The following is a 21,111-nucleotide window of genomic DNA, read 5'->3' on the forward strand; positions in this document are numbered from 1 at the left end:
TTACCATTCACTACTTCACCCTCACTAAGGAGTCCCATCATGGCCGGCACGTTCGTTATCGCTCAGGGCGGCGGACCGACCGCCGTCATCAACCAGACCATGGCGGGCGCGGTCACCGAGATCCGCAAGCGACAACCAGGCGCCCGCATCCTTGGTGCGCTGCACGGCGTGCGCGGCATCCGCGACGGCAACTATATCGATTTCGCCGATGTACCGGATGAACGGCTGGCTCAAGTCGCGGCTACTCCGAGCGCGGCGCTTGGGTCGACACGCGACAAGCCAGACGCGGCCTATTGCGAGGCTGTCCTGAAGGGTCTGCAAACGGTCGGAGCCGACGCCTTCCTCTATATCGGTGGCAACGATACGGCCGGCACGCAGGAGATCCTCGCCGATGCGGCCGCCGGAAGAATGAACTTCGTCCATGCGCCCAAGACTATCGACAATGATCTTGTCGAAAACGATCACACTCCCGGCTTTATCTCGGCTGCCGAATTCGTGGCGGGAGCCTTCCGCAGCATCGACCTCGATTTCCGCGCCCTGCCCGGCGTCTATGTCGGCATCGTCATGGGTCGCCACGCGGGTTTCCTCACCGCCGCCGCGGCGACCTGGCGGGACGAAGCGGATGACGGACCGCATCTCCTCTACGTCCCGGAACGCGCCTTCTCCGTACCCCGCTTCGTCGACGACGTGCGTTCGACGCTCGATCGTCACGGCCGCTGCGTCGTCGCCATCTCCGAAGGCGTCGCCACCGAGGACGGCCGCTCGCTGGTGGAAGTCCTGATCCCCCCGGACCGGCTGGAGCGCGACGCCCATGGCAACGTCAAGCTCTCCGGCGGCGATCTCGGCCTTGCCTTCGAACACGCCCTGCGCGACGGACTTCCGGGAAAACGCGCCCGCGTCGACACGTTCGGCTACCTGCCCCGCGGCTATGTCGGGGCGATCAACCAGACCGATTCGCGGGAAGCCTTCGAAGCCGGCGCCTTCGCCGCGGCCGCCGCGATGCAGGGCAACGGGTCGGTCGCCCTGCAGTATGATGGGGAAAAGACCGCGCCGACGCTCGTTGCGCTCGCGGCCGTCGCTGGCAAGACGCGGCATATGCCGGAAGACTTCCTGTTGCCGGATGCCGGCGCGTTGTCGCCCCAAGGTATCGCCTATTTCGATCGGCTCGTGCCGAGGAAGTACACGATCGGCCGGCCGTTCGTATAAGAGCGTGGTTGCCCCTCACTGTCCTGCCGGACATCTCTCCCCGCACGCGGGGAGAGAGTCGATGGCGTCGCTGCTTTCGCCAATCTTTTGCGTTGCCGATTGGCGAAATCCGAGCGGCCAGCGTCTCTCTCCCCGCGTGCGGGGAGAGATGTCCGGCAGGACAGTGAGGGGCAGGCGCGAACGGCCAATAGCGGACAGCGTCACACCTCCACGATCAGCAATTCGAAGGTGACGCAGACCGTATTGCGACCACGCAAGATCTCCCCCTCGAAGATTCTGCCATTGATGTCGACGATCGCAATATCCAGCGATGCCACCGGCTCACCGTTCTCGCGCCGGACCGAGCCCCGCCTAATGAACAGCTCCGAGGCGATCGAGGCCATGTGCTGGCCGTCGGCGAAATCGCAGCCGACCAGGCTGCCGACGCCGTGCAGGCTGGCGCGCTCGATGCCATGTTCCTTAACCGTATGCTCGATGGACGAGCAGATTTCTTCATTCGGCTTCACACGGCAGAGCACGGCCCGTCGGCTCTCCTGGCTCCACCCGCCATGCACCACCGGCGTGAACAGGCGGAATTCGGTCTCCGAATCCTCGAGCTGATCCAGGATCGCGCCGGAGAGCGCGACGACGGTGGCTTCCACCGGCTCGGCGAAACAGGCTTCGCCAGGCATCAGATGGCCGGCGCGGCGCTGTCCATCGGCATGACGCCAGACGCCATGACAGTGGAGGAACGGCTCGCCGTCGCGACGGCCATAGGTGAAGCTGAGGGCCTCGATCTCAGCCCTCCCCTCCGGCGCATGGGTCTCGCTGTACCAGGCGGCATGCACGCCGTCGTCCGATTCGGCCGGCATCACATAGACCAGCGGATCGAATGCCCCGCCGCTGATCTCGACGACCGCACTTTCGATTCCGAGCGGCGTTAGCGCTTGCGACACCGAGCTGAGCACGCTGACACCCGGCCGGAACGTCACCCCCAACCTGCGCGCGCGACAGGGCACAGCGGGCACGCGCGGCTCGAGCGGCTCGCCGGGATGACGGATCGTCCTCATGCGGCGTCCCGCGCCGACAGGCCCGCATTGACGAAACCGCCATCGACTGCGAGCACCTGGCCGTTCACATAGGCGGCATCATCCGAGACCAGGAAGGCTACCGTCGTGGCGATCTCGCGCGCGGTTCCGTAGCGGCCCTGCGGGATGCGCTCGTACCATTGGGCGCGCACATCCTCGGTATGCACCGCCCGCGACATCGGTGTGTCGACCGCGCCGGGCGCCACGGCGTTGACACGGATGTTCCTGCGTCCGAGCTCGGTGGAGAGGATCGCCGTCAGCATGTTGACCGCGCCTTTGGAAGAGCCGTAAGCGCTGCGTCCCTTGTTTCCGATCATGCCCGACACCGACGAGATGTTGACGATCGAGCCGGGCTGGCTGTTGGCGATCCAATGGCGCGCCGCGGCTCGCGCAACCACGAAGGTGCCGGTCAAGTTCACATCTATGATGCGACGAAATTCCTCGACGCTGGTCTCGACCGCCGGCTTGTCCATGCCAATGCCAGCCGAGTTGACCACCGCACCAAGCGGGCTATCGGCTGCGGCTCGTGCGATGGCCGCCTCGACCTCGTTTTCGTCCGTTACGCTGCAGGCAATGGCGTGGTTCTCCCCAAGGCCGAGATTTGAGCAGGCCTCGCGCAGGGCATCGGCGTTGCGGTCGAGGAGGTAGACCATCCACCCCCTCTCCTTGAGCACGGCGGCGATCTCGAAGCCTATTCCGGAAGCGCCGCCGGTGACGACGGCCGACCTGCTGTTCTCTTCCATGGCGAGCTCCCTGTCAGGCGGTGGATTTTTCGAGAGGTTCGAGAAGTTCACCGCGCCGTTCCAGCTCTTCGCGGATGAGCTTCTTGGCGATCTTGCCGTAAGCGGATTTGGGCATCTCCTCCCAGAACACGAACTTCTTGGGCAGCTTGTAGCGGGACACCTTGCCGTCGAGCCAGGCGTGAAGCTCGCGACCGTCGACACGGGAACCCGGTCTCAGCGTGCAGACCGCGATGCCCACCTCGCCCCAGAACGGGTCGGGCACGCCCACGATCGCCACCTCGCTCAGGGCGGGATGCGTGAGCAGCTTCTCCTCGACCTCGCGCGGATAGACGTTCGAGCCGCCGGAGATATACATGTCGGAGGCCCGCCCGGTGATATAGAGGAAACCCTGCTCGTCGACATGGCCGAGGTCGCCGGTGCGGAACCACCCGTTGCGGAACGACTTCGCATTGGCCTCGGGGTTGTTGTAATAGCCGGCGAAAACGGCCGGGCCGATGGCGCAGATCTCGCCCGTCTGCCCCACCGGCAACTCGTTGCCGTCGTCGTCCTGGATCTGGAGCTGCATGCCCGTGCGCTCGAACCCGCAGGTCCCGACGCGCGCCTCCGGCCCGTCCTCCAGCCTGTGCCAGGCGGGCGGCAGCACGGTGATGGCGCCAGTCACCTCGCCGAGCCCGAAATATTGTACGAGGACTGCACCCAGCTTTTCCAGCGCCTTCTTCTGATCGGCCCGGTACATAGGCGCGCCGGCATAGATGACGTAACGCAGCGAGGAATGGTCATACCGGTCAGCCGCGGGATCCTCGACGACCATCTTGACGATGGTGGGCACGGTGAAGAGGTTCGTGACCTTCCAGCGCTCCACCAACCTCCAGAAAGCATCGATGTCGAACCTTTCCGACGGCATCAGGATGGTGGTCACGGCGCGCGCGACCTGGCAGAGCTGGTGTACGCCGGCGCCATGCGAAAGGGGGGCCACGACGATGGACCGATCCTCATGCGTGGTGCCTGGAAAGAGATCGGCATTGTGGTTGGTTATCACGAAGGCCATCTGGCCATGTGTCAGCACCGCTGCCTTGGGCCGGCCGGTCGTGCCGGAGGTATAAAAGAACCAGCACGGATCGTCCCGGTCGACCGCGGCAGCAGGCGTGACCTTTCCGAGATTGCGTTCGACGACCGCGTCGTAGTCCTCGCCGAAGTCGGACGCGCCGATCGATACGACATGGCGGACATTGCCCGTAGCCTCACGACAAATACGGGCGTGACCCGGAAACGCCGCCTGGCAGATCATCAAAGTCGCGCCGCTCGATGCAGCGAGATAGGCTACCTCGTCCGGAGTCTGCCGGAAATTGGCGGGCACCCACACCGCGCCCACGCGAAACGCCGCGAACATGCTTTCGAACATCTGATTGCAATTGGCGGACTGCACCAGGATGCGATCGCCCCTCTCGACGCCGAACTCGTGCACGAACGCATGGGCCATGGCGTTGACCCGCGCCTCCATCTCTCGCCACGTCCACTGCCGCTCGCCCCAGACCAGGGCGAGACCCCCCGGGTGTCGGCGCGCCGCCTGCGTGAGGAAGTTAGACAGGTTCATGACGCGCGTGGTGCAAGGCGTCACGCCGCCCTTGGGATTGGCTGACGTCACTTCACGCGCTCCATGATCGAGACGTAGTTGGCGACCGCGGCTCCGCCCATGTTGAAGATGCCGGCAAGCCGGGCATCGGGAACCTGCATGTCGCCCGCCTCGCCCATGAGCTGCATGGCCGCAATGACATGCATGGAGACACCGGTCGCGCCGATGGGATGTCCCTTGGACTTCAGGCCCCCTGACGGATTGACCGGCAGGCGGCCGCCCTTGGCCGTGGTGCCGTCGCGCACGATCTTGTAGCCCTCGCCCGGCGCCGCAAGGCCCATCGCCTCATATTCGATCAGCTCGGCCACGGTGAAACAGTCGTGGGTCTCGACGAAGGACAGGTCGTCCAGCGTGACGCCGGCCTCCTGAAGCGCTGCCTGCCAGGCGCGGCGCGGACCTTCGAAATCGATCATGTCGCGCCGGCTCAAGGCGAAAACGTCATTGACGTGCTTGCGGGCGCGAAAGCCGATGGCGCGTTCGAGTGTCGCGGCCGTTTCCGCATCGGCCAGCACGAGTGCCGCCGCGCCGTCCGACACGAGCGAGCAGTCGGTCCGCCGCAGGGGCGCCGCGACCAAGGGATTCTTCTCCGAAACGGTGTTGCAGAAATCGAAGCCGAAATCCTTGCGCATATGGGCGAATGGATTGGCGACGCCGTTGGCGTGGTTCTTCGCCGCGATCATGGCAAGCTCTTCCGAGCGGTCGCCGTAGCGCTGGAAATAATGTTGCGCGATGCGGCCGAAGACGCCGGCGAAGCCACCCTCCACGTCAGCCTCCTCCTTTCGGTAGCTGCCGCCGAGCAGGATATCGCTCACCTCGGCGGTCGGCACCGCCGTCATCTTCTCCGCGCCGACGACGAGAGCGATACGGCCGCGCCCGGATTCGATGAAGTCCATGGCCGTGTAGATCGCCGCCGAACCGGTGGCGCAGGCGTTCTCCAGCCGCACCGACGGCGCCTGCGCCAGTTCGGGCACCGCCATGCCCACCAGCGCGCCCTGGAATTCCTGCTTGGAGAACCCGCCATTCATCACGCCGACGAAGATGCCGTCGACCTGACTCGCCTCGACGCCCGCATGGGCAAGAGCTGGGGCCACGACAGAAGCCATCAGAGCCTCAGTGTCGGGATAGTCGGTCTTGCCGAACTGGGAATGCGCCCAGCCGACGATCTGCGCTTTCGTCATCTCGCAATTCTCCTCGTATTCAAACGAACAGGGGCGCGCGGCCTGGTCCTTTCGGCATTCCGCTCGGTCGTCCCGCGCATGAACATGTCCGCCAGCTTCGTCTCGACGCGCGCCGCCTCCTCGCGCAGGATGGGAGCGAGCTCGAGTTGGCGCTGCTCCTGCATGCGGCTGTCGATGGCTGCGATGCTGAGCGCGCCGGCGAGCCTGCCGTCGGGGTATCTGAGCGCGACGCCCATGCCCCAGGAATTGGCATAGACGAGACCGGGATTAACCGAATAGCCGCGCGCCCGCGTGGCGCGGACGTCGCGCCGTATCTGATCGGGCGGCAGCCGCGGATACTCCTCTTCCAGGATCGTGGCGTTGCGGGCGATCACCACCTCGATCTCGTCATCGCTCAGCGCCGCCAGCATGGCGAGGGAGCCGGCGCCAACGCCGAGGGGATGTTCGAAACCCGCCTGCAGTGCATGGGTACGGATCGGATAAGTACCCTCCTCGCGATGCAGGCAGATCGAATGCGTGTCCCGCCGGATCGACAGGAAGGTGGAATCCTCGGTCTTCCGCGACATTCGGATGAGGCTTTCCATCGACATCTGCAGCAGGCCGAACCGCGTGGAGGCGAGCGAGCCCAGCACATAAGCCTCCTCGCCGATGTAGTAGCGCCGATCCGCCGGATCCTGCTCGATGAAGCCGGCGCGCATCAGGGCAAGAAGCAGCCGCCTGGTCGTCGGCTTGTTGAAGCCCCCTTCCGCCACGATCTGGTTGAGGGCCATGCCGCGTTCCGCCTGGCGGCCGACGAGCGAAAGGAGCCTCAGCGCGCGATCCACGCTCTGGGAACCAGTCATGTCCTTTTCCGAAACGACGGGCTTCAGCGACATCAGCGCAGCCCCGCGACGGTGCAGCTCTGACCGCCATCGACCGGCAGGCAGACGCCATTGATGAATTTCGCCTCGTCGGATGCGAGGAAGAGCGCGGCATGCGCGATATCCCAGGCGTCGCCCATCTTGCCGCCGGGAACGGCGGCGCTGCGCGCTGCTACCATTTCCTCCACGGAAGCGTATTGCGACGAGATCTGCTTGTAGATGAGCGGGGTGTCGATGAGACCCGGCATCACGCAATTGGCACGGATGCCCCGCGACGCATATTGGATGGCGATGGCCACAGTGGCCTGATTCACCGCAGCCTTGGTCGCGTAGTAGGCGAAATAGGGATAGCCGGTCCACCGGATTCCAGCGAGTGAGGAGATGTTGACGATCGCGCCTTCGCCCGCTTCGACCATCTGCGGGATGACCGCCTTGGTGGTGCGGTAGACCGAGCCCAGATTGAGGTCGACCGAAAGCTGGAACTGCTCTTCGCTGAGGTCCGCCGGTCCGCCCATGTGGGTTACGCCGACATTGTTGTGCAGGATGGAGATCGTTCCGAGAGCTTCGGACGTCGTTTCCACGGCCTTCTCCACCGAGGTTGGGTCGGTCACGTCGGCGGCGACGGCAATCGTCCTGCCACCCTCCCCGGCAATGATGCCAGCGGTCTCTTCGGCCGCTTTCGCGTGGAGATCGACGCAGGCCACCGCCGCCCCCTCCCTGGCATAGAGAACGGCTGCCGCCTTCCCGTTGCCCCAGCCTGGCCCCGACGAGCCGGCGCCGAAGACGATGGCGACTTTTCCTTTCACACGGTCAGGCACGGTTTCCCTCAGGTGCAAGAGAGTATCCGCCGCGCCGGAGCGCGGCGGTTCTGGTTCTTCCGGTTTGGGCGGAGGAAGGATCAGCCCAGGCTTGCGCCGACCGCCTTCTCCAATATGGCCCAGGCGTCGTCGCCGAACTTGCCTTTCCAGTCCGCATAGAAGCCGGCCGATTTCAGCGTCTGGCGGAACGCGTCCTTGTCGGGGTCCGTGAAGGACATGCCGTTCTTCGTCAGCTCTTCCCGAACCGTCTCGTTGAGCTTCTCGGTATCGGCACGCTGGTCGACAGCAGAAGCGTTGAGGTTCTTGGCAACGATCTCACGGATATCCTCGGGCAGGGTCTCCCAGGCCGTCTTGTTGGCCAGGAACCAGAAGCCGTCCCACATGTGATTGGTCATCGCGCAATGCTTCTGCACCTCATAGAGCTTCGAGGTGGAGGCGATGGCCAGCGGGTTCTCCTGCCCGTCCACGATGCCGGTCGAAAGGGCGGTGTAGACCTCCGCGAAATTGATCGTCGTCGGCGACGACCCGAAGGCAGTGAACATGGATTGCCACAGCGGGCTCGGCGGGACGCGGATCTTGAAGCCCTTCAGATCCTCGGGCGAGTTGATCGGTTTGTTGGAGCTGGTGATCTGGCGGAAGCCGTTGTCCCAGATCTTCTCCATGGGCACGAGGCCCTTCTTCTCGATCTCGGCGCGCGAATAGGCGCCGAGCTCGCCGTCCATCGCCTTCCAGACCGTCTCATAATCCGGGAAGGCGAAGCCGATGCCGCTGATGGCGGCATTGGGCACCAGCGTCGATAGGATAAGCGGCGACAGTGAGAAGAACTCCGTCGCGCCGTTGCGCAGCTGCGACAGCGTCTCGGTGTCGTTGCCCAGCTGACTGGCGGGAAAAACATTGATCTGCAACCGGCCGCCGGTTTCCTCGAGAATCTTGGCGGTGGCCTCCTGGAGCCGCACGTTGAGCGGGTGTGCCGGCTGCAGGTTGTTGGCGAATTTGTAGGTGAATTCGGCCGCACGGGCCTTGGTGTGGATGGCGGCGCCCAGCGCGATCGCGCCGGTGCCGACCAACATGGTGCGGCGGGTGATGTTCATTCCTGAGGTCTCCTCCTTGTTGAATGTCTTCTCGTTTTCGCCGGTCTATAGGAAGGCCAGCGAGAACCACGGCACGGCGGCGATCGCCAACAGGCCGACCACCATCGCGGCGAGATAGGGCCAGATCGCGCCCATGGCCTCGTCGGGCGACACGTTGCCGATCTTGCAGGCGATGTAGAACCCGACGCCGATGGGCGGAGCCATCAGGCCGATGTTCATCGCGGTGACGATCACCATCGAATAGTGGATGTCGTTGATGCCGACGGCCCGCGAGATCGGGAACATGATCGGCGCCAGGAGAACGATGGCCGGGAGCCCCTCGAGCACGCAGCCGAGCAGCAAGAACAGCCCGATGGACACGAGCATGAAGGTGAACCAGCCGCCGGGCAGCCCACTCAGCATGTCGCGCAGCTGGAAAGCGAAGCCGGTCTGGGTGAGCGCCCAAGCCATGGCGGCGGCCGTGCCGAGGATCAGCAGGATCGCCCCGCTCATGGCCGCCGTCTCGACCAGCATGGCGTAGAGCTTGCGCAGGCTGATGCCGCCATAAAGCACGACACCGATGATGAAGGCATAGAGCACTGCGATGGTGGACACTTCGGTGGCGGTCGCCGCACCGCTACTCACCGCACTGCGAATGATGAAGGGCAGCACCAGGGCGGGCGCGGCGATGAGCGCGGTCTTGCCGATCACCGCCATGGAGGCGCGGCGCATGTCGCCGACATTCTCGCCCTGCGCCTTGAAGCGGGCCAGAACCGCCAGAACGAGCAGGAGGACGATGGCGATCGCGAAGCCGCTGGTAAACAGCGCCGCGATCGAGACGCCCGCCACGGAGCCGAGAACGATGAGCACGATGCTGGGCGGCACGGTGTCGGCCATGGCCGCACCGGTCGCGAGCTGCGCGATCATCTCCTTGGGCTTGTGGCCGCGACGCTTCATCTCCGGAAAGAGCGCAGGCGCGACGGTCGCCATGTCGGACACTTTCGAGCCGGAGATGCCGGACACCAGAAACAGCGAGCCGAGCAGCACGAAGGACATGCCGCCCTTCACATGACCGAGCAGCGAGGCGAGAAAGCCGACAATGGCCTTGCCCATGCCGGTTGCATCGAGGATGCAGCCGAGAAGGACGAAGACCGGCACCGACAGCAGGATCAGGCTCGACATCCCCTCGTCCATGCGGCTGATCATGACAACCAGCGGCATCGACGTGGTGAAGCCGAGAAAGAGGAGGGTCGCGATGCCGAAGCAGAAGGCGATGGGCACGCCCAGCATCAGACAGAGCGCGGCGCCGCCGATCAGGAAGATGAGGATGTTGAGGTTGCCGAGTGACTTCAGCGCCGGCGACAAAAACCAGAGCGTGGCAGCAATCAGGGCTACGATCGCGACGGCGCCGGCCAAGTCGGAGAGTTTGGCCGATTTTACGACCTGTGAGCAGACCAGCGCCAGCATGAGCGCCATGCCGATAGCGATGGCTGAAACCCGGTAGCCGACGGGGATGTTGAGCGCCGACGACGTTATCTCCATCTCGCCTACCGCATATTCGTAGCCGGCCGGCAACAGGACGAGGATGAAGGCGCCGATCAGCACCAGGCCGAGCGTCTCGGCGAACTGTCGCTTGCGTTCGTCCAGCAAGCCCAGGAACATGGTGAGCCTGAGATGCTCGCTGCGGTCGATGGCGATCGCCGTGCCCAGCATGGCGAGCCACAGGAAGGCGATGGACGAGGCCTCGTCGATCCACACGATCGGCCGCGAAAAAACGTATCGGGAAACCACGCCCGTCAGCAGCATGCCGATGATCGACACAAGAAGCCCGGCTGAGATCACCTCGACCGGCTTCATGAGTGCCGAGCCCGGCTTCGCCTCCAGCGTCTCCGCCGGAACGGCGAAGTCATTTATCTCGTCCGTGGCTGCGTTCATGCGTGTCTCCTCCGTCGAAACGGCAGCCTGTCCACTCAGCGCGACCTCGAACGGACGCACTGGCTCCTTCCAAGCAGGCGCAGGCTGCGATTTTCGGCACTCCCCTAGGGTGCGTCGAGATAGTCCACAATACAGATCAATGATTTTAGACGCGCAACTGTTTTTTTTAAACATTTGATACTGCTAGCTTTATGAGATTTTCATAGGTCCACATAATGGATCATGTTGATCTATGCCGATCTACATGGGAGCTTCTGGACACGCCATGGCCCGCCTCTGGCTGCGGCGTTTTGCGTGTGCCTGAACCCGACGGAGAAGGTCTATCCACCTTGAGACTCGCATCCGTTTCATTTAACGACGAGACCTCCCCATGTTGCATTGCGAAGACATTTTGCGCATCGCACAATCCAAGCAGGAGCCGTCATGTCGTTCATCAACACTCCCATCAAGCCATTCAAGGCTCAGGCTTTCAAACAGGGTAAATTCATCGAGGTGACGGACACCGACGTGATGGGCAAGTGGGCCGTTTTCTTCTTCTACCCGGCCGACTTCACCTTCGTCTGCCCGACCGAGCTGGGTGACGTCGCCGACCACTATGGCGAATTTCAGCGCCTCGGCGTCGAGATCTATTCGGTCTCCACCGATACGCACTTCACCCACAAGGCCTGGCACGACAGCTCCGAGACGATCGGCAAGGTGCAGTACACCATGATCGGCGACCCGGCCGGCGTGATCACCAACAATTTCGGCGTCATGCGCGAGGGCCAGGGCCTTGCCGACCGGGCCACCTTCGTGGTCGATCCCGACGGCATCATCCAGGCCATGGAAGTGACGGCGGAGGGCATCGGCCGTGACGCCACGGATCTGTTGCGAAAGGTCAAGGCCGCCCAATATGTGCGTGCCCATCCGGGCGAGGTCTGCCCCGCCAAGTGGCAGGAAGGCGAGAAGACGCTCGCCCCTTCGCTGCAGCTTGTCGGCAAAATCTGACCGCTTGCCCGGCCGGCCAGGCGCCATGCCTGGCGAGGCGGCCTGAAGCCTTCACCGTCATCGCCGTACGCGGAGATCCGACCTCGCGTGCGGCGAAACAAGAAACAAGAATGGCAGCTCCGGCGCCGCCCCGGCAGGTGGCTCGATCCCGCCGCGGACCGCCGTCGCCGGGACGCCGTCGGACATGGAGCCTGACGATGCTGGACGACGCCCTCAAGACGCAGCTCAAAACCTATCTCGAAAACGTCGTCCGCCCCGTGCGGATCGTGGCCAATGTCGACAGCGGCGCCAAGTCGCGGGAGCTGATGGAACTGCTTCAGGCACTGCCCGCACTGTGCGACAAGATCGAGGTCGTCGAGGAGCGCCAACCCGACGAACGGGCGCCCTCCTTCGCCCTCACCAGCCCTGGTCAGGACATCGGCCTGCAATTTGCTGGCGTGCCGATGGGCCATGAATTCACATCCCTCGTGCTGGCGCTCCTGCAGGTGGGCGGCCATCCTCCGCGCGTCGAGCAAGCCGTGATCGATCAGATCAAGCGCCTCGAGGGCGAGTTCCGCTTCGAGACCTATTTCTCGCTATCGTGCCAGAACTGCCCCGATGTGGTGCAGGCACTGAACCTGATGGCGGTGCTCAATCCCAACGTGACGCATATCGCAATAGACGGTGCGGTCTTCCCCGAGGAGGTGGCCGAACGCCAGATCATGTCGGTGCCATCAGTCTATCTCAACGGCGAGATGTTCGGTCAGGGCCGCATGGAAGTCGAGCAGATCCTCGCCAGGATCGACACGGGCGCCTCCAAACGCACGGCGGAGAGGCTGAACAGCCAGGAACCCTTCGACGTCCTGGTCGTAGGCGGTGGACCCGCCGGAGCGGCGGCCGCCATCTATGCCGCGCGCAAGGGTATCCGCACCGGCATCGCTGCGGAGCGGTTCGGCGGCCAGGTGCTCGACACGATGGCGATAGAGAACTTCATCTCCGTCCCTCATACGGAGGGGCCGGCCTTCGTCACGGCGCTCGAACAGCATGTGAAGGACTATCCGGTCGAGGTGATGAACCTGCAGCGCGCCGAAAAGCTTTCGGTCGGAGGCGAGCTCTTCGAGGTCGAGCTCACCAGCGGCGCTACGCTCAAGTCGAAGACTGTCATTTTGTCGACCGGCGCGCGCTGGCGGCAGATGAACGTCCCGGGCGAGGAGCTCTACAGGAACAAGGGCGTCGCCTATTGTCCGCATTGCGATGGCCCGCTGTTCAAGGGCAAGCGCGTGGCGGTCATCGGCGGCGGCAATTCGGGCGTCGAGGCGGCGATCGATCTCGCCGGCATCGTCAGCCATGTCACACTCGTCGAGTTCGACGGCAAGCTGCGCGCCGACGACGTGCTGCAGCGCAAGCTGCGCAGCCTGCCCAATGTCACCGTCATCACCTCCGCGCGCACGACCGAAGTGCTGGGCGACGGCGGGCGGGTGACCGGCCTCAACTATGAAAGCCGTGGTGACGGCCGTATGCACGCGCTCGCGGTCGAAGGTATCTTCGTGCAGATCGGGCTCCTGCCCAACACCGAGTGGCTGAGGGGGACCCTCGAGCTCTCGCCGCGCGGCGAGATCGTCGTGGACCAGAACGGACAGACCTCGGTGCCCGGTGTGTTCGCCGCGGGCGACTGCACGACCGTGCCCTACAAACAGATCGTGATCGCTGTCGGCGAAGGCGCGAAGGCCTCGCTTTCAGCCTTCGACCACCTGATCCGAACCTCGGCGCCCGAAGAGCAGACTCAAGCTGCGTGACGCTGCTCCAGCTCTTACTGCTGGAACAGCTTCATGATGCCCTGAACGGCGCTATTGGCGATGGACAGCGCCTGGATGCCGAGCTGCTGCTGGACCTGCAAGGCCTGAAGGCGGGTCGACTCCTCGTTCATGTCGGCGTCGACCAAGGTGCCGACGCCGCGGTCGATGGCGTCACGCAGGGCGCCGATGAACTCGTCCTGCAGGTCTATGCGCGTCTTGGCCGCGCCAAGCGTGGCCGCAGAAGTCTCCAAGGCTCTCGACGCGGCATTGATGTGGTTGAGCATGTCGTCGACGGAAGCCGCCCCAGTGGCGGTGATATCGAAGTCGACAACGGAGAAAGCCACGCCTGTCGACGGCGAGACCTGCTTGTCGAGCAATCCTTTCTCGTCGTTATCGGCATTCTTGTCGAACAGTTTGGAGGCATTCACATCGACCGTCAGCATGCCGACGCTGATATTGCCGTTGGCGCCGCGGGTGAAGGAGGCGACGATCTGCCGCTCGGGATTGAAGTCGGCCGTCGAATCGACCGACAGCCAATTCTCGCCGGAGAATGACGCCGAATCGGCGATGCTCTTCAACTGATCCTGAAGCTGATCGATTTCGCTTTGGATCTTGGTCTTGTCCATCCCCGGCGTTTTGGCCGAGAGGAGCTTGTCCTTGATCTGGTTGACGACCTTGAGGGCGGCGTTGGTGCCAGTATAGGCCGTGTCGACGAGGGCGCCTCCGAAGCCGAGCGCGTCCTTCACTGTCGACAGCGAAGAGTTGTCGGAACGCATCGAGGTCGCGATCGACCAATAAGCGGCGTTGTCCTTGGCCTCGGCGACGCGCAGGCCCGTCGAGATGCGCGACTGCGTGGTCTCCAGCGCCTTGTTCGTCGCCTGAAGGCTGGCCAGCGCCGTCATCGCCGAGACGTTGGTCAAAATGCTCGTCATATATGCAATGCCTTTTGGGGATCCGGCCCGACATGGCCGGCAGAGCGACCGACCCAGACATGGCCGGCACGAAATCAGGCCTCGCCCGGCTACTGAATTGCCCCGGCGAGCACATCTAACCCTAAGCAGGCATGGTTAACAAAACGTTTACGGGCAACGCCGGGCGGAACGGAAACTTAACCCCTGGTGGCGAACTCAGAAAGATATCACGCAATGAACCGGGCCGGCATTGCTGCGGCCCGGTTCCAATTTACCTGTAAGCTTACTGGAAGAGCCTCATGACGCTCTGGACGGCGCTGTTGGCGATGGACAGCGCCTGGATGCCGAGCTGCTGCTGGACCTGCAGCGCCTGAAGCCGGGTCGACTCCTGGTTCATGTCGGCGTCGACCAGCGTGCCCACGCCGCGATCGATGGCATCGCGCAGCGACCCGATGAACTCGTTCTGCAGGTCGATGCGGGTCTTGGCCGCGCCCAAGGTGGCGGCGGAAGTCTCGAGCTTTCCGGCGACCTTGACGACTTCATTGACGACTGCTTCGAGCGCGTTCGGATCGATCGCCGAGACGTCCAGCGTGGCGATCGAGAAGGTGAAGGCGCTGTATGCCGGCGGACTGCCGGCATCGGCAACAGAGATGTCGGAATCGAGCAGGCCCTTGACGACTCCCGACCCCGTAGCGGTGGTGGCGTCGAACAGCTTGGTCTGGCTCGTGTCGATCGTCAGCGTGCCGACGGAGATGTTTCCACCCGCACCGCGCGTGAAGGAAGCGACGATCTCCTTGCTGGCAATGTAGTCGGTCTCGTCGGACTTCACCGACAGCCAGTTCTCGCCAGCGAAGGAGGCGGAATCGGCGATGCTCTTGAGCTGCCCCTGCAGTTCCTCGATCTCGCTCTGGATCTTGGCCTTGTCCAGGCCGGGCGCCATGGCCGAGATGATCTTGTCCTTGATCTGCGTGAGGACCTTGTGGGCGGCATTGGTGCCGGTATAGGCCGTGTCGACCTGGGCGGCGCCGAAGCCGAGCGCATCCTTCACCGTCGACAGCGAAGAGTTGTCGGAGCGCATCGAGGTCGCGATCGACCAATAGGCGGCATTGTCCTTGGCTTCCGCGACGCGCAGGCCGGTCGAAATGCGGCCCTGTGTCGTCTCGAGATTCTTGTTGGTAGACTGAAGGCTCTGGAGAGCCGTCATAGCCGACACGTTGGTCAGGATGCTCGTCATGATAGTTCCTTGCCTGGAAGTCCGGGCCCATCATGGCCGGCACTCGACCCGGCCGCCTCATGGCCGGTAAAAACACGGTCGCCGGGCAAACGACATGGGCCGGCGAACGAGTTTCAAGGTAAACGAGCTTGGTAAACAAAGCGTAACCCGACCAAATCGGATCGGTGCACATGCGGCTGCGAAACCATCCGGCAATACGGTGGAGCCTCGGCTTGACGCACCCGGATCCCGCGATGAGAATTCCCGCTCCACCATCGGGACCCGGAGCCATCATGAAAGCCAGCGATGTCATGACCACGAAGGTCGTCACGGTCACGCCCGACCATAGCGTCCGCCACGCGGCGGAGATCATGCTCGACAATCATGTCAGCGGCCTGCCGGTGATCGATGACAGCGGCGAGCTGGTCGGCATCATCAGCGAAGGCGATCTGCTGCGCCGCTCCGAACTTGGGCTCGATGCGCTTGCCGGCCATCGCCGGTCGCCCGAGGAACAGGCGCGCGCCTATGTGAAGGCCCATGCCTGGAAGGTCGGCGACGTGATGAGCGATCGGCTCGTCGTCGTGGACGAGGATACGGATCTGGCGCGCGTTGCCACCTTGATGGAGGAGAACGATATCAAGCGCGTTCCGGTCGCGCGGGACGGCCGGCTTGTCGGCATCGTCAGCCGCGCCGACCTGTTGCGCGCCGTGGCATCCGCGAGGCTCGACGCCACTGCTCCCGGAGACGAGGCGATCCGCCGCAGCATTCTCGCCCGCCTGGACGAAAGCACCGGCCTTGCCAGGATGAACATCTCCGTCACCGTCGCCGACGGGCTGGTCCACCTGTGGGGAAATGTCGAGGGAGAAGATTGCCGCAAGGCGGCCCGAGTCGTGGCCGATGGCGTGCGCGGCGTGAAAGGCGTAATCGAGCATTTCGCGGACGCGGAGTGAAATCTACCGCAACGCCCTCAGAGCATTCAGTATGACCGCGATGTCGATAGCCTCCTGCGTCAGCGCGCCCGCGACCGGCGGCAGGTAGCCGAAGGCCGCGATCACCATCGCGGCAACCGACAGGCCAAGCCCGACCAGGACGCTTTGCATCGCGATGCGCCGCGTACGATGCGCGACACGCACCGCCATTGTCAGATTGTCGAGGCGGTCGACGAGGAGAACGATGTCGGCGCTTTCCGACGATGCCGCCGAGCCGCGCGCGCCCATGGCGACGCCCACATCGGCGCTGGCCAGCGCCGGCGCGTCGTTGACGCCGTCGCCCACCATCATAACCGTCGCCCGCTCGCGTTCCTTGCCCACTACCGCGACCTTCGCCGCTGGGTCCAGCTCGCCATGCGCCTCTGCGATGCCAAGCTGGCGCGCAATGGTCGCGACCACATCCTGTCTGTCACCGGAGGCGAGCACCACCCGCTCGATCCCCGCTTCGCGGAACGCGGCCAGCATGGCCGGCGCGTCGGGTCGGATACGGTCGGCAAGCACGATGATCCCTACCACAGCGCCGTCGACGGAGACCGCTACAACGGCGGCGCCTTCGGGAACGCCCTGGCGCAGCGCGTAGGGGTCGCCACTCCTGCTGCGGTCGCGTACGAAACGGCTGCCGCCGATGATTAAGGCACGCCCGTCGACAATGCCGGAAACACCCGTGCCCGCCTGCTCGCTCACTTTCGTGGGCCGCGACAATTGTAGCCCGCGCCGACGCGCATCGGCCACCAGCGCCTCGGCGACCACATGATTGGAAGCCTGGTCGAGCGATGCCGCGAGCCGCAGCATCTCGTCGCCGTTCCAGCCTTCGATCGTCCTGATGTCGCTGATCGTCGCCTGACCGAAAGTAAGTGTCCCCGTCTTGTCCAGGATGGCGGTGCGGACCTTGGCGAGCGCCTCGATCGCGCCGCCGCTCTTGATGAGAACCCCGAACTTGGCTGCTCGCGACATCCCCGAGATGATCGCAACCGGCAGGGCGAGGATCAACGGGCACGGCGTCGCAACAACGAGCACGGCAAGCGCCCGGATGCGGTCGCCAGACGCCCACCAGGCGACGCCGGCGATGACAAGCGTCAGGAGCAGGAACCATATCGCGTAACGATCTGCGATGCGGACGCTCGGCGCCTTGCTTTCACGTGCCTGCTCCACCAGGCGCACGATGTTGGCATAGGTGCTTTCCGCGGCAGGTCGCGAAGTATCGAGCTCGAACGCGTCGCCGACATTCGTAGAGCCGCTGAGTATTTCGTCTCCCGCCTTTTTGCCCACCGGCACGCTTTCCCCGGTCAGGGCCGATTGGTCGACGAGGGCATCGACCGACGCCAGCACCCCGTCCACCGCCGCGACCTCGCCGTGACGTACGAGGATACGATCGCCAACGACGAGCTCCTCGATAGGAACCTCCTCCAGCGTCTCGCCTGTCCGCCTCATGGCGGTGCGGGCCACGCGCCCGAGAAGCGCCGTCATCTCCCGCTGGGCTCGCCTTTCGGCATAGGCCTCGAGCAATTGGCCGCCCGCATACATGAGCGCCACCACATTGCCTGCAAGCGGCTCGCCGAAAGCCAGGGCCGCCGTCATGGAAAGCGCGGCGACGAGATCGAGCCCCACTTGCCCTCTGCTCAGGCTGACGACGATCTCGCCGATCAATGCCACGAGAACGGGAACCGTGCCGGCGGCCCAAATCCAGCCGGCCCAATCCGGCCGTCCCGCGATCCAGGAGAGTGCACCGGCCGCCAGCCCGACGACTGCGACCGCGACGAGGAGGCTCCTGAAGTTGAGCACGGCCGATAGTGGAACTCGCATGTCGTCCTCTCCGTCCGCGCCCCAACCCGGCGCAGCGGCAATAAACCACGAAAAATGGAAAAGACCTATCGAATGCCCGCGCCTTTACGCCCCGAGGAAGCTTCGGCTACAGTTTCCCCAAACAGGGGTGAACAGGCTCAACGAGGACATGAGAACGCACGAGCGACGATGGACAAACCGACCCCAGCCGCACGCCGAAACGCCTTGGTAGAGGGCCGATCAGACTTCCATTCGCGCAGCATCGATGAAGTTCTTGGCGATGTAGCAAGCAGCGCGAATGGCCTGACGACGGAGGAAGCCCAGCAGCGCCTCGCCCGCTACGGTCCCAACGAGTTGAAGCAGGCGACCGGGCGCCATCCGCTCCTGCGCTTCTTCTCTCAGTTCAACAATGCCCTGATCTATTTCCTGCTCGCCGCCGCGGCCACCGCTTTCTTTCTGGGCCACCATGTGGACGCAGCCGTCATCGTCGCGGTGGTCCTGGTCAATGCAATCGTCGGTTTCGTCCAGGAAGGCAGGGCCGAGAAGGCTCTCGACGCCATCCGCGGACTAGTGTCTCCTCATGCCCACCTGTTGCGGGACGGGCGCCGCGTCAGCCTGCCGGCCGACACCCTCGTGCCGGGCGACGTCGTGCTCCTGGAAGGCGGCGACCGCGTGCCCGCCGACCTTCGTCTGGTGGATACCCACGCGCTGCTTGTCGAGGAGGCGATCCTGACGGGCGAGTCCGTCGCCGCGGAAAAGCAGGCTGCCCCTGTGCCGGCCGATGCCGCGCTGGGCGACCGCCGTTCGATGGCCTATTCGGGCACCCTTGCCGCCGCCGGTCAGGGCATCGGCGTCGTCGTGGCCACTGGCGCCAGCACCGAAATCGGGCGCATCAGCACGCTGCTCAGCGACGTTCAGCCCATGACGACGCCGCTGCTTCGCCAGATCAACCGCTTCGGCAGGCAGATCACCTGGCTGGCTATTGCCGCAGCTGCCACTCTCTTCGTCTTCGCAGTCGCGCTTCGCGGCTATGATCCCACCGACGCTCTCATCGTGGTGGTTGCACTTGCCGTGGGCGTCGTTCCCGAAGGCTTGCCCGCCGTCATCACGATCACGCTCGCCATTGGCGTGCAGCGTATGGCGCGGCGCAACGCCGCCATTCGCCAATTGCCTGCGGTGGAAACGCTCGGCGCGACATCGGTCATATGCTCGGACAAGACCGGCACGCTGACGCGCAACGAGATGACGGTGCGACGCCTGGTGCTTGCCGACGGGACGGTGACGGTGTCCGGCACCGGCTACGAGCCTGCCGGAAACCTCGAGCACTCGCCTGACGAGGGCGCGGCTGACGACCTGGGCGTGGCCGCTCGCGAGCTCGCGCTTGCAGGCCTCCTCTGCAACGACGCCGAGCTTCGGCACGATCACGACGCGTGGACTGTGGCGGGCGATCCCATGGAAGGCGCGCTAGTCGTTCTCGCCGCCAAGGCCGGCCTCGACGCCGACACCACGCGCGCCCGCTGGCCCCGGCTCGATGCCATTCCCTTCGACGCCAGGCATCGCTTCATGGCCACGTTGAATCAGGCAGCCGACGGAAGCCGGCGGGTTTTCGTCAAGGGCGCGCCGGACGAACTCCTCCGTCTGTGCCGGCTGGAAGCCGATCGCCGGGGTCCGATCCCGCTCGATGAAGCCTATTGGCACGAGCAGATCGCGGCCGCCGCTCGGGAAGGCGAACGCGTGCTCGGATTTGCGACGAAGCGGGTCGCACGCTTGACCCGGCGGATAGACTTTCCGGACATGGACGAGGGGCTGGTCTTCCTCGGCCTCGTCGGTATCATCGACCCGCCGCGCGACGAGGCGATCGCGGCAATCGCCGAATGTCACGCAGCCGGCATTGCCGTGAAGATGGTCACAGGCGACCACGGTGAGACCGCCGCCGCGATCGCACGCCAGCTCGGGCTCGACGAGGACCCTCATGTCCTGACCGGTCGCGATCTCGACGCCATCTCCGACGCCGATCTATCCGATGTGGTGACCGGCACGGCGGTGTTCGCTCGCACCAGCCCCGAACACAAGCTGCGCATCGTGCGGGCCCTACAGTCGACCGGCGCGGTGGTGGCGATGACCGGGGACGGCGTCAACGATGCGCCGGCCCTGAAGCAGGCCGATGTCGGCATCGGCATGGGGCACAAAGGCACCGACGCGGCGCGCGAAGCTGCCCAGATGGTGCTTCTCGACGACAATTTCGCTTCGATCGTCGCGGCGGTCCACGAAGGCCGGGTCGTTTATGACAACATCCGCAAGGTGACCGCCTGGACCTTGCCCACCAATGGCGGCGAGGTGTTGACGGTGATCGCTGCCATCCTGTTGAACTTCACGCTGCCGATGTCGGCTGTCCAAATTCTGTGGATCAATCTGCTTTTGACGGCGACGCTCGGCCTTGTCCTCGCCTTCGAACCGGCCGAGCCGAACGTGATGCGTCGCAAGCCGCGGTCGGCCGGCCAGGGATTGCTCACGTCCTTCATGATCTGGCGCGTGGTTTTCGTCTCGTTCCTGTTCCTGGTGATCTCGCTTGCGATCTTCTTCTACGCACTCCACCGGGGCTACGACGTTGAGACGGCCCGCACCATGGTCGTGAACACCATCGTCGTCCTGGAGATCTTTTACCTGTTCAACGTGCGCTATCTCCACATGACCTCGTTCAACTGGCGCGGCGCGCTCGGAACGCCGGCGGTGCTGGCGGCGATCGCCGTCGTGGTCGTGGCGCAGCTCGCCTTTACCTATCTCCCCTTCATGCACGAACTCTTCGACAGCCGGCCCGTTGCTTTTGTCGACGGCGTCCTGATCGTGGCCACCGGCGTGGTGATGATGATCGTTCTGGAAATCGAGAAGCAGATCGCGCGGCGGATGGGCTGGCTCCAGCTTTGATGGTGGCATCGACCTTCTT

At 64.4% G+C, this 21,111-nt stretch carries 16 protein-coding genes; 5 read left to right on the forward strand and 11 right to left on the reverse strand.

The window, feature by feature from the left end; genetic code table 11:
- Positions 1–39: 39 nt before the first annotated feature.
- Positions 40–1,206, forward strand: coding sequence for a diphosphate--fructose-6-phosphate 1-phosphotransferase (locus ACCO56_RS30785; protein WP_433644769.1), 1,167 nt, complete (start codon positions 40–42; stop codon positions 1,204–1,206).
- A 200-nt stretch (positions 1,207–1,406) separates the two neighbouring features.
- Here ACCO56_RS30785 and ACCO56_RS30790 read toward each other — a convergent pair whose 3' ends face one another.
- The 8 genes from ACCO56_RS30790 to ACCO56_RS30825 all read right to left on the reverse strand — a co-directional run bounded on the left by ACCO56_RS30790 (position 1,407) and on the right by ACCO56_RS30825 (position 10,510).
- Positions 1,407–2,255 carry a PCC domain-containing protein gene (locus ACCO56_RS30790; protein WP_433644770.1) on the reverse strand — a complete coding sequence of 283 codons (849 nt, stop codon included), beginning with the start codon at positions 2,253–2,255 and terminating at the stop codon, positions 1,407–1,409.
- Positions 2,252–3,016, reverse strand: coding sequence for an SDR family NAD(P)-dependent oxidoreductase (locus tag ACCO56_RS30795; protein ID WP_433644771.1), 765 nt, complete (start codon positions 3,014–3,016; stop codon positions 2,252–2,254). Before ACCO56_RS30795 ends, ACCO56_RS30790 begins: the two co-directional genes overlap by 4 nt.
- A 13-nt stretch (positions 3,017–3,029) precedes the next feature.
- Positions 3,030–4,661 carry an acyl-CoA synthetase gene (locus tag ACCO56_RS30800; RefSeq protein WP_433644772.1) on the reverse strand — a complete coding sequence of 544 codons (1,632 nt, stop codon included), beginning with the start codon at positions 4,659–4,661 and terminating at the stop codon, positions 3,030–3,032.
- Complete coding sequence (locus ACCO56_RS30805) at positions 4,658–5,827, reverse strand: acetyl-CoA acetyltransferase (protein ID WP_433644773.1); 1,170 nt, start codon at positions 5,825–5,827, stop codon at positions 4,658–4,660. Before ACCO56_RS30805 ends, ACCO56_RS30800 begins: the two co-directional genes overlap by 4 nt.
- Entirely contained in the window at positions 5,824–6,669 is an 846-nt protein-coding gene (locus ACCO56_RS30810) for an IclR family transcriptional regulator (protein ID WP_433644774.1), read from the reverse strand. Before ACCO56_RS30810 ends, ACCO56_RS30805 begins: the two co-directional genes overlap by 4 nt.
- A 32-nt stretch (positions 6,670–6,701) precedes the next feature.
- Entirely contained in the window at positions 6,702–7,505 is an 804-nt protein-coding gene (locus ACCO56_RS30815; RefSeq protein ID WP_433644802.1) for an SDR family NAD(P)-dependent oxidoreductase, read from the reverse strand.
- Positions 7,506–7,585: 80 nt separating this feature from the next.
- Positions 7,586–8,596 (reverse strand): TRAP transporter substrate-binding protein, encoded by a 1,011-nt coding sequence (locus ACCO56_RS30820; RefSeq protein ID WP_433644775.1) that lies wholly within the window; start codon positions 8,594–8,596, stop codon positions 7,586–7,588.
- A 45-nt stretch (positions 8,597–8,641) separates the two neighbouring features.
- Positions 8,642–10,510 carry a TRAP transporter large permease subunit gene (locus ACCO56_RS30825; RefSeq protein WP_433644776.1) on the reverse strand — a complete coding sequence of 623 codons (1,869 nt, stop codon included), beginning with the start codon at positions 10,508–10,510 and terminating at the stop codon, positions 8,642–8,644.
- Positions 10,511–10,933: 423 nt separating this feature from the next.
- Here ACCO56_RS30825 and ahpC point away from each other — a divergent pair, with 423 nt between their 5' ends.
- On the forward strand, positions 10,934–11,497 hold the full coding sequence (gene ahpC, locus ACCO56_RS30830; RefSeq protein WP_433644777.1) for an alkyl hydroperoxide reductase subunit C: 564 nt from the start codon (positions 10,934–10,936) through the stop codon (positions 11,495–11,497).
- Between the two features lie 197 nt (positions 11,498–11,694).
- The gene (ahpF, locus tag ACCO56_RS30835; RefSeq protein ID WP_433644778.1) at positions 11,695–13,272 is read left to right on the forward strand and encodes an alkyl hydroperoxide reductase subunit F; all 1,578 of its coding nucleotides are present in this window, start codon (positions 11,695–11,697) and stop codon (positions 13,270–13,272) included.
- A gap of 14 nt (positions 13,273–13,286) precedes the next feature.
- Here the strand turns inward: ahpF and ACCO56_RS30840 are convergent, their stop codons facing one another.
- Both ACCO56_RS30840 and ACCO56_RS30845 read right to left on the reverse strand, forming a co-directional pair.
- Entirely contained in the window at positions 13,287–14,204 is a 918-nt protein-coding gene (locus ACCO56_RS30840) for a flagellin (RefSeq protein WP_433644779.1), read from the reverse strand.
- Positions 14,205–14,466: 262 nt separating this feature from the next.
- Positions 14,467–15,417, reverse strand: coding sequence for a flagellin (locus ACCO56_RS30845; RefSeq protein ID WP_433644780.1), 951 nt, complete (start codon positions 15,415–15,417; stop codon positions 14,467–14,469).
- Between the two features lie 272 nt (positions 15,418–15,689).
- On the opposite strand from ACCO56_RS30845, the gene ACCO56_RS30850 reads away from it, so the two are divergent.
- On the forward strand, positions 15,690–16,346 hold the full coding sequence (locus tag ACCO56_RS30850) for a CBS domain-containing protein (RefSeq protein WP_433644781.1): 657 nt from the start codon (positions 15,690–15,692) through the stop codon (positions 16,344–16,346).
- A 3-nt stretch (positions 16,347–16,349) separates the two neighbouring features.
- On the opposite strand, the gene ACCO56_RS30855 is transcribed toward ACCO56_RS30850, so the two are convergent.
- Positions 16,350–18,188 (reverse strand): heavy metal translocating P-type ATPase, encoded by a 1,839-nt coding sequence (locus ACCO56_RS30855; protein WP_433644782.1) that lies wholly within the window; start codon positions 18,186–18,188, stop codon positions 16,350–16,352.
- A gap of 168 nt (positions 18,189–18,356) precedes the next feature.
- Here ACCO56_RS30855 and ACCO56_RS30860 point away from each other — a divergent pair, with 168 nt between their 5' ends.
- Complete coding sequence (locus ACCO56_RS30860; RefSeq protein ID WP_433644783.1) at positions 18,357–21,092, forward strand: HAD-IC family P-type ATPase; 2,736 nt, start codon at positions 18,357–18,359, stop codon at positions 21,090–21,092.
- Positions 21,093–21,111: the final 19 nt, after the last annotated feature.

This window comes from Mesorhizobium sp. 1B3 (assembly GCF_050958605.1).
Lineage (GTDB): Bacteria > Pseudomonadota > Alphaproteobacteria > Rhizobiales > Rhizobiaceae.

Coding starts and splice junctions, on each gene's coding strand:
- ACCO56_RS30785 (WP_433644769.1), top strand. CDS start 40: ATGGCCGGCACGTTCGTTATCGCTCAGGGCGGCGGACCGACCGCCGTC.
- ACCO56_RS30790 (WP_433644770.1), bottom strand. CDS start 2,255: ATGAGGACGATCCGTCATCCCGGCGAGCCGCTCGAGCCGCGCGTGCCC.
- ACCO56_RS30795 (WP_433644771.1), bottom strand. CDS start 3,016: ATGGAAGAGAACAGCAGGTCGGCCGTCGTCACCGGCGGCGCTTCCGGA.
- ACCO56_RS30805 (WP_433644773.1), bottom strand. CDS start 5,827: ATGACGAAAGCGCAGATCGTCGGCTGGGCGCATTCCCAGTTCGGCAAG.
- ACCO56_RS30810 (WP_433644774.1), bottom strand. CDS start 6,669: ATGACTGGTTCCCAGAGCGTGGATCGCGCGCTGAGGCTCCTTTCGCTC.
- ACCO56_RS30820 (WP_433644775.1), bottom strand. CDS start 8,596: ATGAACATCACCCGCCGCACCATGTTGGTCGGCACCGGCGCGATCGCG.
- ACCO56_RS30825 (WP_433644776.1), bottom strand. CDS start 10,510: ATGAACGCAGCCACGGACGAGATAAATGACTTCGCCGTTCCGGCGGAG.
- ahpC (WP_433644777.1), top strand. CDS start 10,934: ATGTCGTTCATCAACACTCCCATCAAGCCATTCAAGGCTCAGGCTTTC.
- ahpF (WP_433644778.1), top strand. CDS start 11,695: ATGCTGGACGACGCCCTCAAGACGCAGCTCAAAACCTATCTCGAAAAC.
- ACCO56_RS30840 (WP_433644779.1), bottom strand. CDS start 14,204: ATGACGAGCATTTTGACCAACGTCTCGGCGATGACGGCGCTGGCCAGC.
- ACCO56_RS30845 (WP_433644780.1), bottom strand. CDS start 15,417: ATGACGAGCATCCTGACCAACGTGTCGGCTATGACGGCTCTCCAGAGC.
- ACCO56_RS30850 (WP_433644781.1), top strand. CDS start 15,690: ATGAAAGCCAGCGATGTCATGACCACGAAGGTCGTCACGGTCACGCCC.
- ACCO56_RS30855 (WP_433644782.1), bottom strand. CDS start 18,188: ATGCGAGTTCCACTATCGGCCGTGCTCAACTTCAGGAGCCTCCTCGTC.
- ACCO56_RS30860 (WP_433644783.1), top strand. CDS start 18,357: ATGGACAAACCGACCCCAGCCGCACGCCGAAACGCCTTGGTAGAGGGC.